This is a genomic window from Aurantimonas sp. A2-1-M11 (assembly GCF_036549475.1).
In the GTDB taxonomy this organism is placed as follows: domain Bacteria; phylum Pseudomonadota; class Alphaproteobacteria; order Rhizobiales; family Rhizobiaceae; genus Aurantimonas.
In genome coordinates this window covers 1-11,897 of the sequence record NZ_JAZHLI010000091.1, presented here as the reverse complement: position 1 = coordinate 11,897, position 11,897 = coordinate 1, and the positions used below count along the sequence as shown (strand labels likewise).

Below are 11,897 nucleotides of genomic sequence, written 5' to 3'. Positions count from 1 at the left end.
GCAGAGACCCCGGGAAGGACTCACAGCGCCTCAGGCGAATGACCGCAGCATGGGACGACGAGTTCCTTGCAAGCCTCGTCAGACCCTGAGCTCATTCACCCGATTCCCCTGGGCCCTACCCCCTGCAGGGGGCGGGAATGGGGCAGGAACGCCCGGCTCGCGCTCCCCGCCACCGGCCCCTGCGCCGCCCCGTCGCGCCACAGCCCAGACCATGAGAGACCGCCGATGCCGTCCAGCGAACCGACGCGCGACAGCTTCCCCTTCCTGTCCCGCGACAAGCTGCGCTACGCCGACACCGATCGCCAGGGCCATGTGAACAACGCCGTCTATTCGACCTTCTTCGAGACCGGCCGGGTGGAACTCCTGCATGCCGGCGAGGCGCCGCCGCCTGCGGGCACCGCCTTCGTCGTCGCGCGGGTCGCCATCGACTTCTGGCTGGAGATGAACTGGCCGGGCGAGGTCGAGATCGGCACGCACATCGAGGCGCTCGGCAACAGCTCGATCCGCCTGCAGCAGGCCCTGTTCCAGGACGACCGACTCTGCGCGAGCGCGCAGACGGTGATCGTCCTGATGGACGAGGCGACGCGCCGCTCGACGCCGCTGCCGCCGGACATGCGCGCCAGGCTGGCGGCGCATGTGGACGCGATGGCCGACGACGCCTGAGACGGTGAGCGGGCCGAACCGGATGCGGGCGCTCCAGGGCCAACATCGCGAGTCCCGCCCGGTGGCGCGACGATTGCGCCGCTCGACGCGTTCGCCGCCCCCACCCATATGAGCAGCGAACCCATCTTCTCGTGGCGAGTCGCAATCCTCATGTCCGACACCCTCTCCGTCCCGGCTCCGGCCCCGTCCCCACCGGCGTCGCGGCCCTTCCGCGCCCCGGCGCCGGTGCCCAACGCGGCGCCGCTCGGCTTCTTCGGCTTCCTCGCCACCGCCTCGCGCAACCCCATCGAGATCTGGGGCACCCGCGCCTTCAAGGAGCCCTACATCGTCGGCAAGTGGCTGGGCGTGCCGAACATCGTCATCAACGATCCGGCGGGCGTGCGCCACTGCCTGGTGGAGAACGCCAGGAACTACGTCATGCAGCCGCTGCGCCAGCGCATCCTGCGGCCGCTGCTGCGCGACGGGCTGCTGACCGCCGAGGGGGCGCTGTGGCGGCGCACGCGCAAGGCCATCGCGCCGGTCTTCACGCCGCGCCACATCGCCGGCTTCTCCGTGACCATGGAGGAGCGTTCGCAACGTTTCGCCGAGGATCTGGCCACGCGCGAAGGCACCCTGGTCGACGGCAGCCACGAGATGACGCTGCTGACCTTCGACATCTTGCAGGCGACCCTGTTCACCGACGACATCGCCGATGACGGCGAGAGCTTTGCCCGCTCGACCCGCGACTTCCTGGGCTCGATGGGGCGGGTCGACCCGCTGGACCTCCTCGGTGCCCCCGCCTTCCTGCCCCGCCTGCGCCGGCTGCGGGGACGCAAGTCCATGGCCTATTTCCGCGAACTGATCGCCCGCACGATCACTAGGCGGCGCGAGCAGATCGCCCGCGATCCCGACGGCGCACCGAACGATCTCCTGACGCTCCTGGTGCGAACAGACGGGCTGTCGGCCGGCGAGATCGAGGACAACATCATCACCTTTATCGGCGCCGGCCACGAGACCACGGCCCGGTCGCTGACCTGGACGCTGTACCTCCTCAGCCAGGCACCGGAAGAGCGGGCGCTGGTGGAAGCCGAGCTCGACACCGTGCTGCCGACCCTGTCGCATCCCAGCGAATGGCTGGAGCGGCTGCCGCACACGCGCGCCGCCTTCGAGGAGGCGCTGCGGCTCTATCCGCCGGCTCCCTCGCTCAACCGCACCGCCCTGGCGCCGGACCGCGTCGGCGACGTCGACATTCCCGCCGGCGCCACGGTGCTGGTCATGCCATGGCTGATCCACCGCCACGAGATGCTGTGGGACCGGCCCGACCATTTCATCCCGAGCCGCTTCCTGCCGGGCAATCGCGAGGCGCTGGACCGCTACCAGTACCTGCCCTTCGGGGTCGGCCCGCGGGTCTGCATCGGCGCCAGCTTCGCCCTGATGGAGGGCGTCATCGCCCTGGCCTGCCTGCTGCGGCACCTGCGCTTCGACTATGTCGGCGACCTGCCGCCCGAAGTGGTGCAGCGGATCACCGTGCAGCCGGCAGGCGGATTGCCGCTGAGGCTCAGCCGGCGCTCGCCGGCCGGGCGCCATGGTCCAGCCCGCCGGGATTCCGCAGGGGCTGAATCGATCGCCTGAGCCCTGCGGCAGCGGGGTTTCCCAGCGTCCCCAACGCCGATGGCGGGCGCTTCTCGCGACAGCCCGCTTGCGTTCGGGCGCGGAAAAGCCCATAGTATCGGTTCGGGTATTTGCAGACCCGGAGTCTGGCAGACGTTCCGCCACCGATTATCGGCGGGTCGCTTGGTGGCGCATTGGCGCGACCTGAGCGACGAGAACCAAACCTTTCGCCGTACCCCTTGTGAAGTTCCGAATCTCCGGCCGCGGCGTTTTGCCGTGTCCACACCACTCAAGAAGTCAATCGCGTCGCGAGAACACTTCAGACGACCGCCCTTCGGGGCAGCGACGAAAGGTCATACCATGAGCCAGACCGGCACCGTAAAGTTCTTCAACGAAGCAAAGGGTTTCGGATTTGTCACCCCGGAAGGTGGCGCGAAGGATGTCTTCCTTCACGTCTCCGCTCTCGAGCGCGCGGGCATCTCCTCCTTGAACGAAGGCGACAAGATCAGCTTCGACACCGAGCCGGACACCCGCGGCAAGGGCCCGAAGGCTGTCAACGTTCAGCGCGCCTAAATCGCATGATGCGACCGGCGGGCCCGAGGGCTCGCCGGTCGCAATATTGTTTCGCATGGGTCTGCAGCGTATCGTGGTGGACAAGGGCGGAAGAAGGTGACGATGGAAAATTCCCGGAAAGCGCGCGAGCGCGCCGAAGCGGCTCTGTCCGGCCCGCCGGAACGCCCGGCCAAGGGCTCCGCGGTCGGAATCATCGCCGCCGAAAGCCTGGCCGTCCAGGAAAAGACGGCAAGATTGAAGAAGCTCCGCATGGAGCGCGATGCGGCCGAGGCGCCTGAGCCGACCAAGGCAGAGGCGAAGGCGTCGAAGGCGAAGGCCAAGACGACAAAGCCGACGGCGCGCGCTAAATAGCCGGTTGGCCGACCGACTGACGGTCGCCGATCAATTCCGAGGCCCGGCCGCGATCCTCCCGCAAGGGCGGAGAAATGGCCCGCGGCCCATCAACTGATGGAAGGAGTCGTTTTGAAAGTCGACGTCAGAGACAACAATGTCGATCAGGCCCTGCGGGCGCTGAAGAAGAAATTGCAGCGCGAAGGCGTCTTCCGTGAGATGAAGGCGCGTCGCGCCTACGAGAAGCCGTCAGAGCGACGCGCTCGGCAGAAGCAGGAGGCGATCCGCCGCTCCCGCAAGCTTGCTCGCAAGCAGGCGCAGCGCGAAGGTCTCGTGCCCGGCCCGAAGCGCAAGATCCGTCCCGGCGCACCTCGCCCGGGCGCACCCAGTGCCGGTACCGGCGCCAGCGGCTCGACCGGCGCACCGCGCCCGGCCACCGGCGCCTCGCAGTACTGATACGACCCATTCGCTCCATGCGAGCAGAAAAAGTCCGGCGGATCCACATCCGCCGGACTTTTTCGCGTTCAGAGCGCCGTGCATCGGCGTAACGTAGCCTACCGTCGCGGCCGGGGCATCGTCCGGCCCATCGGGAGCCGCCGGCCGGACAGCCCGGACCGACATCTCAACTGTTTGAAGTGTCCGACAGGCGCCCCGCCGCACGCCCGGCGCTCTCGCGCCCATCGGGCTGCAGCCAGCTCCGGTAAACGTCCGACGCATCGCACATGTCGGCATAGAGCCAGACCATGCGGTCGACGAACCACAGCTTGCCGCCGGCCGCCACGATCAGCCCGGCCATCGTCGCGCCGCCGTCGCCCCTGACGAGGCCGTAGACCAGGACGACGACGCCGATCCCGGTGACCGACGTCAGGATGGCCGCCGCCCGGCGGTGATGGTTGGGGATCCGCACATTCTTCCGGTTCAGATAGACGCGCTCGCCGAAGGTCGCCCGCGAGGCCCAGTTGTCGGGGTTGCGGGGCGGCGGAAAGAGCCGCGGGTTGACAGGGCGAAGACGGCCAGGGCGACGACCGGCAGCAGTGCCCACGAGCCGATCCAGAACCGGTTCCAGACCGCCAGGACCAGGAGCGGCAGGATCGCCACCCGGGCCCGGACGCTCCAGGGATTGGCATGGCGGGCCCAACTGGCCGCGTCCATGCGCATCGCCCGTTCGGCGAGCGCGAAGACGTCCATGATCGCCTCCTGCCCGCCGGACGCGCGGCGCTACTTCGCGTCGTCTTCCTCGCCCAGGCCGTCGAACAGGGCCGTCGACAGATAGCGCTCGGCGAAGGACGGGATGATGACGACGATGTTCTTGCCCGCCATCTCGGCGCGCTGGCCGACGGCGATCGCCGCCGCAAGCGCCGCGCCGGAGGAGATGCCGACCGGCACGCCCTCGAGCCGGGCGACCAGCCGGGCGATCTCAAACGCGTCGTCGTTCGATACCTGCACCACCTCGTCATAGACGCCGCGATCGAGGATCGCCGGGGCGAAGCCCGCGCCGATGCCCTGGATCTTGTGCGGGCCCGGCTCGCCGCCGGACAGGACGTGCGAGGCTTCCGGCTCGACGGCCACGATGCGCACGCCGGGCTTGCGCTGCTTCAGCACCTGCCCGGCGCCGGTGATCGTGCCGCCGGTGCCGATGCCGGATACCAGCACGTCGACCTCGCCCTTGGTGTCGTTCCAGATCTCCTCGGCGGTGGTGACCCGGTGGATCTCCGGATTGGCCGGGTTCTCGAACTGCTGTGGCATCACCGCATCGGGGATCTCGGCCACCAGTTCGCCGGCCTTGGCGATGGCGCCCTTCATGCCCTTGGCACCCTCGGTGAGCACCAGGTCGGCGCCGAGCAGCCGCAGCATCTTGCGCCGCTCGACCGACATGGTCTCCGGCATGGTCAGGATCAGCCGGTAGCCCTTGGCGGCCGCCGCGAAGGCGAGTCCGATGCCGGTATTGCCCGAGGTCGGCTCGATCAGCGTGGTCTTGCCCGGCGTGATCCGGCCATCGGCCTCCAGCCGTTCGATCATCGCCACGCCGATGCGGTCCTTGACGCTGGCGATCGGGTTGAAGAATTCGAGCTTGGCGAGAAGATGCGCCTTGACGCCCATTTCCTTGGCCAGCTTGTCCAGCCGGACGATCGGCGTGTCACCGATCGTGTCCGTGATGGAATCGTAGATGCGGCCGCGCCCGTGGGTGCGTGCGCCGCCCTCTTTCACAACCTTGTCCATGTCGGTCTCCTTCCCTGTGGCGGCCAGGCCTTGGGACTGGCCCGGTCATTCCCCTCAACCTAGGCCGGATCGTCGCCGGATTTGAGGTCTGACAATCCAAAGCCGGCCGTTTCGCCGAAAAAGCTTGCTAGAGCGCCGTGCGTCCGACAGGCCGCACACCGAACTCTCCGCCTTGAAGAACCGGCGTGCCGGGCAAGCCGGTCCATGCAATTTGCAACCAATTCTTTACCCTTGCTTAGGACGCGGCCACCAGAATGGCGGCTCACGGCGGGTTTTCGCGCCCTTTGCACAAACGAGAATTGCGCATGGCACGCTCCTTCCAGCATATCCGCACGCTCTTCGGCGAATTCGTCCTGCTCGTCCTGGCGGTGACGCTGCTGTCGGTGGTCGCGGCCTTCCACATCTTCGACGGGCTCGGCCAGGCCGCGCTGAACCGCTCGCTCGTCCTGGCCCTGGCGGTGCCGCTGATCAGCGCCGTGCCCTACAGCATCTATTTCATGGTCCGCCTCACCGGCCTGATGCAGCACAATGACGGGCTGCAACGCGCCGCGACGACCGACCGCCTGACGGGCGTCCTCAACCGGCCGGGCTTCGACGTCGTCATCCGCCGGCACATGGCCGCGCTCGGCAGCCATCAATATCAGGGCCTGATGCTGCTCATCGTCGACGCCGACCATTTCAAGCGGATCAACGACCGCCTCGGCCATCCGGTCGGCGACAAGGCGCTCAAGGCCATCGCAGGGGCGCTGAAGCGCTCGATGCGCGGGTCGGACGCCGTCGGGCGCATGGGCGGCGAGGAATTCGCCATCTCCTTCCCCTGCACCAGCCTGGAACAGGGCCGGGCGGTCGCCGAGCGCCTGCGCCTGAGCATCGGCAAGCTCAGCGTCAGCGACGGCAGGCAGTCGGCACAGCTGTCGGTGAGCATCGGCGGTGCCTTCTACACCACCCCGCAGCTCTTCGACCGCGTCTATGGCGCGGCCGACGTTAATCTCTACCATTCCAAGCGCAATGGCCGGAACCGCACGACCATCACATCGGTCGCCGCACATGGCCGCCGCTATCTCCAGGCCGAACAGCCGGCCGTGGCCCAGCTGACCTCGCAGCCGGCGCGCTGATCCGTCCCGCCTAACGGCGGCCGGTCGAGCCGAAGCCGCCGGCGCCGCGCGTGCTGTCCGACAGGGCGGCGCGCTCCGTGAAGCGGGCCTGCGCCACCGGCGCGACGACCATCTGGGCGATCCGGTCGCCGCGGGCGATGGCGAAGGGCTCGGCCCCCAGATTGACCAGCACCACCTGCACCTCGCCGCGATAGTCGCTGTCGATCGTGCCCGGCGTGTTCAGCACCGTCACGCCGTGCTTCACGGCGAGGCCCGAACGGGGCCGGATCTGGACCTCGAAGCCCTCCGGTATCTCGAAGGCCAGGCCGGTGGGCACCAGAGCGCGCTCGCCCGGCGCCAGCACCAGTTCGCCCGCCAACGCCGCGCGCAGGTCGGCGCCCGCCGCGCCGTCGCTGGCATAGGCCGGCAGCGGCAGGTCGGCGCCATGGGGCAGCCGCAGGATGGCGATCTGCGGGCCGGTCACGACGGCGTTCCCGCCAGGTGCCGGGCGATCCACGCGGCCAGCCGCCGGGCCACCTCGCTCTTGTCCATCTTCGGCCAGTCCTCGATCCCCGCTTCGGTGACGATGTGCACCGTGTTGGCGGCGCCGCCCATGACCCCGGTCCCGGCGGACACGTCGTTGGCCACGATCGCGTCGGCGCCCTTGCGGACGAGCTTGCCCCGGGCATTGGCGAGGAGGTCGTCGGTCTCGGCGGCAAAGCCGATCACCAGGGGCGGCCGGTTTTGCCCATGGCCGATCGTCGCCAGGATGTCGGGATTTTCCGTCAGGGCCAGGCTCGGCGCCCCGCCGCTATGCTTCTTGATCTTGCGCGCCGTCTCGGTCTCGGCCCGCCAGTCGGCGACGGCGGCCGCGAAGATCGCCACATCCGCCGGCAGGGCCGCCTCGACCGCCGCCAGCATCTCGCGCGCCGTCTCGACACGCACGGCTCTCACGCCGGCGGGATCGGGGATCGCGACCGGGCCGCTGACCAGCGTCACCGCGGCGCCCTGTTCGGCAAGCGCGGCGGCGATGGCATGTCCCTGCCGCCCCGACGAGCGATTGGCGATGTAGCGCACGGGATCGATCGGCTCGTGGGTCGGGCCGGAGGTCACCACAATGTGCCGGCCGGCGAGCGGCTTCGGTCCGGCTGACAGCATCGCCTGCAGGGCTTCGGCGATCTCGACCGGCTCGGCCATGCGGCCGGTCCCCGCCTCCCCGGCCTCGGCCATTTCGCCGGCATTCGGCCCGGCGAAGCGAATCCCGTCGGCCAGCAGCGTCGCGTGGTTGCGGCGGGTCGCGGCGTGATTCCACATGGCCGGGTTCATCGCCGGCGCCATCAGGATCGGCGCCCGTGCGGCCAGGAGGATCGCCGTCGCCAGGTCGTCGGCCAGGCCGTTGGCGGCGCGCGCCATCAGATTGGCGGTGGCCGGCGCGACGAGGATCGCATCGGCGTCGCGGGCCAGCCGGATATGGCCCACATCATGCTCGTCCGCGCGGTCGAAGAGATCGGAAAACACCTTGGCGGCGGACAGGGCGCCGACGGCGAGCGGGGTGACGAACTCGGCCGCGGCCGCCGTCATGACCGGCGTGACCACCGCCCCGCGCTCGCGCAGCCGGCGGATCAGGTCGAGCGACTTGTAGGCCGCGATCCCTCCGCCGATGATCAAGAGCACCCGCTTGCCGGACAGGCCGCTCATGCGGGCGCCGTCATCGGGTTCCAGAGTATCGCGGTCGCCATGGCTGCCTCGCGGAAGATGGATGTTCGTGGATCGTGTCTAGCGGCCGCCGGGCACCGCGGCAATGAAGCCCCCGCCGATCCAGCGCATCGCAGGGCGGCCGCGTCGGGCCGCGCCTATCCGAAGGTGTAGCCGACGGCGATGGTCATCAGCGACAGGGCGATGATCCACTGGGCGATCAGGCGCATGACGACGCTGGAGCGCTTGTCCGTCGCCAGGTTGTTCAGCGTCTCGTCGTCGAGCCGGATGCCCTTCTCGATGAGGTCGGGCATCTGCCGGGCGAGGATTTCCAGCCCGGCCGCGAAGTCCGGCGTGCTGCGCAGCAGATGGAACAGGGAATCGACGCCCTGGCGCGCCTCGCGCAGCTTGGCCGCCGGGCCGAGCTCGTTGAGGATGTATTCCGATACCACCGGCTCGGCGGCCACCCACATGTTGAATTTCGGGTCGAAGGAGCGCGCGACGCCCTCGACCACCACCATGGTCTTCTGCAGCAGCACCAGTTCGGGCCGGGCCCGCATGTCGAAGAGCTCGGTCACCTCGAACAGGAGCGACAGCAGATGGCCCATGGAGATCGTCTCGGCCGGCTGGCCGTAGATCGGCTCGCCGATCGCCCGCAGCGCCTGGGCGAAGCTCGCCACGTCCTGGCCGCGCGGCACGTAGCCGGCCTCGAAATGCAGCTCGGCGACGCGCCGGTAGTCGCGGCGGATGAAGCCGTAGAGGATCTCGGCCAGGAAGCGCTTGGAATCGTCCGACAGGCGGCCGACGATGCCCATGTCGACGGCGACCACGGCCCCGTCGGGGGCGACGAACAGGTTTCCCTGGTGCATGTCGGCGTGGAAGAAGCCGTCGCGCATGGCATGGCGCAGGAAGGACTGGACGATCAGCACGCCGAGCCGCTTGGTGTCGTGGCCGGCCGCGACGATGGCCGCAACATCGCTCATCTTGATGCCGTCGATCCATTCCATCGTCAGGACGTCGCGCCCGGTGCGCTCCCAGTCGATGCGCGGCACGCGGAAGCCGGTATCGTCGGCGGTGTTCTCGGCCATCTCCGAGGACGCGGCCGCCTCCAGCCGCAGATCCATCTCGATGCGGGTCGACTGGGAGAGGGTCTCGACCACGGCGACCGGCCGCAGCCGGCGCGAGGAGCGCACGTAGCGCTCTAGGAACTGGGCGATGAAGGCGAAGGTCTCGAGCTGGCGCAGGAAGCGGACGCGCACCCCCGGCCGCACCACCTTCACCGCGGCGAAGCGCTCGCTGCCGTCGGGGTTGCGGATTCGGGCCTTGTAGACCTGCGCGATCGAGGCGGCCCCCACCACCTCGCCGAGATCGATGAACAGCTCGTCGACCCGCCGCCCGAGGGTCGTCTCGATCTCCGCGACGGCCTGTTCGCGCGGAAAGGGCGGCACCCGGTCCTGCAGCTGGCCGAGTTCCTGCGCGGTGGCGGCGCCGACGAGATCGGGCCGCGTCGCCAGGAACTGGCCGAGCTTGACGTAGGACGGCCCCAGCCGGTTCAGCGCCCGCGACAGATTGTCCGAACGCGCGCGGTCCTCCGCCGAGCCGCGCTCGATCAGCCGCGCCAGGCGATGCAGCAGCGCCGGCCCGGGCGGCAGGCCGTCGGCCGGGAACGAGCCGACCACGCCTTCGCGGGCCAGCACATAGACCGCCCGGATGAGCGCGAACGTTCCGGTGACTGGATTGGCCAAAAGCGAGGCTCCGTTCGTCTGGATCAGAGCTTCCAGCCGGAATGGATGGCCGCGATGCCGCCCGACAGGTTGCGATAGGTGACGCGCTCGAAGCCGGCCGCGCGGATCGACGCCGCGAAATTGGCCTGGTTCGGGAAACGGCGGATCGACTCGACCAGATACTCATAGGAGTCGCGGTCGCGCGCGACGGTCTCGCCGATGCGCGGGATGACCTTGAACGACCATTGCTCGTAGATCTTGTCGAGGATGGGCATGTCGACTTCCGAGAATTCCAGGCACATGAAGCGCCCGCCGGGCTTGAGCACCCGGTAGGCCTCGGCGAGCGCCGAGTCGATGCGCGGCACGTTGCGGATGCCGAAGGCGATCGTATAGGCGTCGAACCCGGCGTCGGGAAGCTTGAGGTCCTCGGCATTTCCCTCGACGAAGACCAGGTTCTGGTCCAGGCCGCGCTTGACCGCGCGCTCGGCACCCACGCCCAGCATCGAGGCATTGATGTCGAGGACCGTGCCGGTCACCCGGCGGCGCGAGGCCTCGACGATGCGGAAGGCCACGTCGCCGGTGCCACCGGCGACGTCGATGAAGCGCCAGCCCTCGCGATGCGGCGGCGCCAGCCAGGACACCATCGCGCTCTTCCACACCCGGTGCAGGCCGCCCGACATCAGATCGTTCATCAGGTCGTAGCGCTCGGCGACCCGGTGAAAGACGTCGTTGACCCGGGCCTGCTTCTCTTCCCGGCCGGTGACCGTGGAAAAGCCGTAGGCCGTCTCCATCGCTTCGGCTCCGGTCACACGCGTTCGCGACATGGGGCGGCACCTTCATTGCATCGCATCGCACGGATGCGGATATAGGGACGGACGATCCCGGCGCATCACGCACCATCGGCGCGTCACGCAAGGGCTCGGCGGGCGCACCGCTCGCAATGCCCCACACGGACCGGGACTTAATCGAATATGCCGGAATTGCCAGAGGTAGAGACGGTCCGCCGCGGGCTGCAGCCGGTTCTGGAAGGCGCGCGCATCACGCATCTGCACCTGGCGCGGCCGGATCTGCGGTTTCCGCTGCCCGAACGCTTCGCCGAACGGGTCACCGGCCGGCGCATCACGGCGCTTGGCCGACGGGCGAAATATCTGGTCGCGGAACTGGAAGGCGACCTGATCCTCGCCATGCATCTGGGCATGTCCGGGTCGTTTCGCATCGAGGGGCCCGCGGGCGACAGCGTGCCGGGCGTGTTCCACCATCCCCGCTCCACCGCCCGCCTGCACGATCATGTCCGCTTCGATGTCGTCACGGAGGGGGACCAGCCGGCCACGGTGGTCTTCAACGACCCGCGCCGCTTCGGCTACATGACGCTGGTCGAACGCGGCGAGATGGCCGCACATCCGCATTTTGCCGGCCTCGGCATCGAGCCGACCGGCAACGGCCTGTCGGGTGCGGCGCTGGCCCCGGCCTTCGCCGGGCGGGCAGCGCCGCTCAAGGCCGTGCTCCTCGACCAGCGCATCATCGCCGGGCTCGGCAACATCTATGTGTGCGAGGCGCTGTGGCGCGCGCGCCTGTCGCCGCGCCGCGCCGCCGGCACCCTGGTGAAGAAGGACGGGCGTCCCAGCCAGCGCCTGGAGCGGCTGGCGCTGGACATCCGCGAAACCATCGCCGACGCCATCGCCGCGGGCGGCTCGTCCCTGCGCGACTACCGCCAGGCGGACGGATCGCTGGGCTATTTCCAGCACAGCTTCGCCGCCTATGACCGCGAGCACGAGCCATGCCGCCACGAGGCCTGCCGCGGAATCATCCGGCGGATCGTCCAGTCCGGCCGTTCCACCTTCTTCTGTCCGGTGTGCCAGCGCTGATTCCTCGGGCCGAAGCCTTGCCGCCCGGACATGCCAGGGGAATCGCATTTGGAAATTTTTGTAGTCTGATTGTTCACTTGCGTTTGCGGTTGCGATGGATTCTTCGCTTGGCCGGCGGATTTTCGCCGTTGGGAGGATGCCGT

At 69.0% G+C, this 11,897-nt stretch carries 12 protein-coding genes and 1 pseudogene; 7 read left to right on the top strand and 6 right to left on the bottom strand.

What is annotated here, in order from left to right:
• Window positions 1-225 precede the first annotated feature (225 nt).
• From VQ042_RS22870 to rpsU, 5 genes are all read left to right on the top strand, one after another.
• On the top strand, window positions 226-663 hold the full coding sequence (locus tag VQ042_RS22870; RefSeq protein WP_331822599.1) for an acyl-CoA thioesterase: 438 nt from the start codon (window positions 226-228) through the stop codon (window positions 661-663).
• A 150-nt stretch (window positions 664-813) separates the two neighbouring features.
• The gene (locus VQ042_RS22865; RefSeq protein ID WP_331822598.1) at window positions 814-2,274 is read left to right on the top strand and encodes a cytochrome P450; all 1,461 of its coding nucleotides are present in this window, start codon (window positions 814-816) and stop codon (window positions 2,272-2,274) included.
• 339 nt (window positions 2,275-2,613) lie between these two features.
• On the top strand, window positions 2,614-2,826 hold the full coding sequence (locus tag VQ042_RS22860; RefSeq protein ID WP_024349555.1) for a cold-shock protein: 213 nt from the start codon (window positions 2,614-2,616) through the stop codon (window positions 2,824-2,826).
• Between the two features lie 102 nt (window positions 2,827-2,928).
• Window positions 2,929-3,177 carry a hypothetical protein gene (locus VQ042_RS22855; protein WP_331822597.1) on the top strand — a complete coding sequence of 83 codons (249 nt, stop codon included), beginning with the start codon at window positions 2,929-2,931 and terminating at the stop codon, window positions 3,175-3,177.
• A 111-nt stretch (window positions 3,178-3,288) separates the two neighbouring features.
• On the top strand, window positions 3,289-3,612 hold the full coding sequence (rpsU, locus tag VQ042_RS22850; protein WP_331822596.1) for a 30S ribosomal protein S21: 324 nt from the start codon (window positions 3,289-3,291) through the stop codon (window positions 3,610-3,612).
• A gap of 166 nt (window positions 3,613-3,778) precedes the next feature.
• Here the strand turns inward: rpsU and VQ042_RS22845 are convergent.
• A pseudogene (locus VQ042_RS22845) lies at window positions 3,779-4,308 on the bottom strand (DUF6653 family protein).
• A gap of 66 nt (window positions 4,309-4,374) precedes the next feature.
• The gene (gene cysK / locus VQ042_RS22840) at window positions 4,375-5,376 is read right to left on the bottom strand and encodes a cysteine synthase A (RefSeq protein WP_331822595.1); all 1,002 of its coding nucleotides are present in this window, start codon (window positions 5,374-5,376) and stop codon (window positions 4,375-4,377) included.
• Window positions 5,377-5,681: 305 nt separating this feature from the next.
• Between cysK and VQ042_RS22835 the strand changes: the two genes are divergently transcribed.
• Entirely contained in the window at window positions 5,682-6,491 is an 810-nt protein-coding gene (locus tag VQ042_RS22835; RefSeq protein WP_331822594.1) for a GGDEF domain-containing protein, read from the top strand.
• 10 nt (window positions 6,492-6,501) lie between these two features.
• Here the strand turns inward: VQ042_RS22835 and dut are convergent, their stop codons facing one another.
• From dut to ubiE, 4 genes are all read right to left on the bottom strand, one after another.
• Complete coding sequence (dut, locus tag VQ042_RS22830) at window positions 6,502-6,954, bottom strand: dUTP diphosphatase (RefSeq protein ID WP_331822593.1); 453 nt, start codon at window positions 6,952-6,954, stop codon at window positions 6,502-6,504.
• Window positions 6,951-8,168 (bottom strand): bifunctional phosphopantothenoylcysteine decarboxylase/phosphopantothenate--cysteine ligase CoaBC, encoded by a 1,218-nt coding sequence (coaBC, locus tag VQ042_RS22825; RefSeq protein WP_331822592.1) that lies wholly within the window; start codon window positions 8,166-8,168, stop codon window positions 6,951-6,953. The genes dut and coaBC overlap by 4 nt, the downstream gene beginning before the upstream one ends.
• Before the next feature lie 155 nt (window positions 8,169-8,323).
• Window positions 8,324-9,910: a 2-polyprenylphenol 6-hydroxylase gene (gene ubiB, locus VQ042_RS22820; protein WP_331822591.1), complete on the bottom strand. Its 1,587-nt coding sequence runs from the start codon at window positions 9,908-9,910 to the stop codon at window positions 8,324-8,326.
• Between the two features lie 23 nt (window positions 9,911-9,933).
• Complete coding sequence (gene ubiE, locus VQ042_RS22815) at window positions 9,934-10,713, bottom strand: bifunctional demethylmenaquinone methyltransferase/2-methoxy-6-polyprenyl-1,4-benzoquinol methylase UbiE (protein WP_331822590.1); 780 nt, start codon at window positions 10,711-10,713, stop codon at window positions 9,934-9,936.
• Window positions 10,714-10,860: 147 nt separating this feature from the next.
• Here ubiE and mutM point away from each other — a divergent pair, with 147 nt between their 5' ends.
• The gene (mutM, locus tag VQ042_RS22810; protein ID WP_331822589.1) at window positions 10,861-11,754 is read left to right on the top strand and encodes a bifunctional DNA-formamidopyrimidine glycosylase/DNA-(apurinic or apyrimidinic site) lyase; all 894 of its coding nucleotides are present in this window, start codon (window positions 10,861-10,863) and stop codon (window positions 11,752-11,754) included.
• Window positions 11,755-11,897: the final 143 nt, after the last annotated feature.

What these genes read in the sequence shown, in the direction of transcription:
- cysK (WP_331822595.1), bottom strand. Translation starts at nt 5,376, where the DNA reads ATGGACAAGGTTGTGAAAGAGGGCGGCGCACGCACCCACGGGCGCGGC.
- VQ042_RS22855 (WP_331822597.1), top strand. Translation starts at nt 2,929, where the DNA reads ATGGAAAATTCCCGGAAAGCGCGCGAGCGCGCCGAAGCGGCTCTGTCC.
- VQ042_RS22860 (WP_024349555.1), top strand. Translation starts at nt 2,614, where the DNA reads ATGAGCCAGACCGGCACCGTAAAGTTCTTCAACGAAGCAAAGGGTTTC.
- VQ042_RS22865 (WP_331822598.1), top strand. Translation starts at nt 814, where the DNA reads ATGTCCGACACCCTCTCCGTCCCGGCTCCGGCCCCGTCCCCACCGGCG.
- mutM (WP_331822589.1), top strand. Translation starts at nt 10,861, where the DNA reads ATGCCGGAATTGCCAGAGGTAGAGACGGTCCGCCGCGGGCTGCAGCCG.
- VQ042_RS22835 (WP_331822594.1), top strand. Translation starts at nt 5,682, where the DNA reads ATGGCACGCTCCTTCCAGCATATCCGCACGCTCTTCGGCGAATTCGTC.
- coaBC (WP_331822592.1), bottom strand. Translation starts at nt 8,168, where the DNA reads ATGAGCGGCCTGTCCGGCAAGCGGGTGCTCTTGATCATCGGCGGAGGG.
- ubiE (WP_331822590.1), bottom strand. Translation starts at nt 10,713, where the DNA reads ATGTCGCGAACGCGTGTGACCGGAGCCGAAGCGATGGAGACGGCCTAC.
- VQ042_RS22870 (WP_331822599.1), top strand. Translation starts at nt 226, where the DNA reads ATGCCGTCCAGCGAACCGACGCGCGACAGCTTCCCCTTCCTGTCCCGC.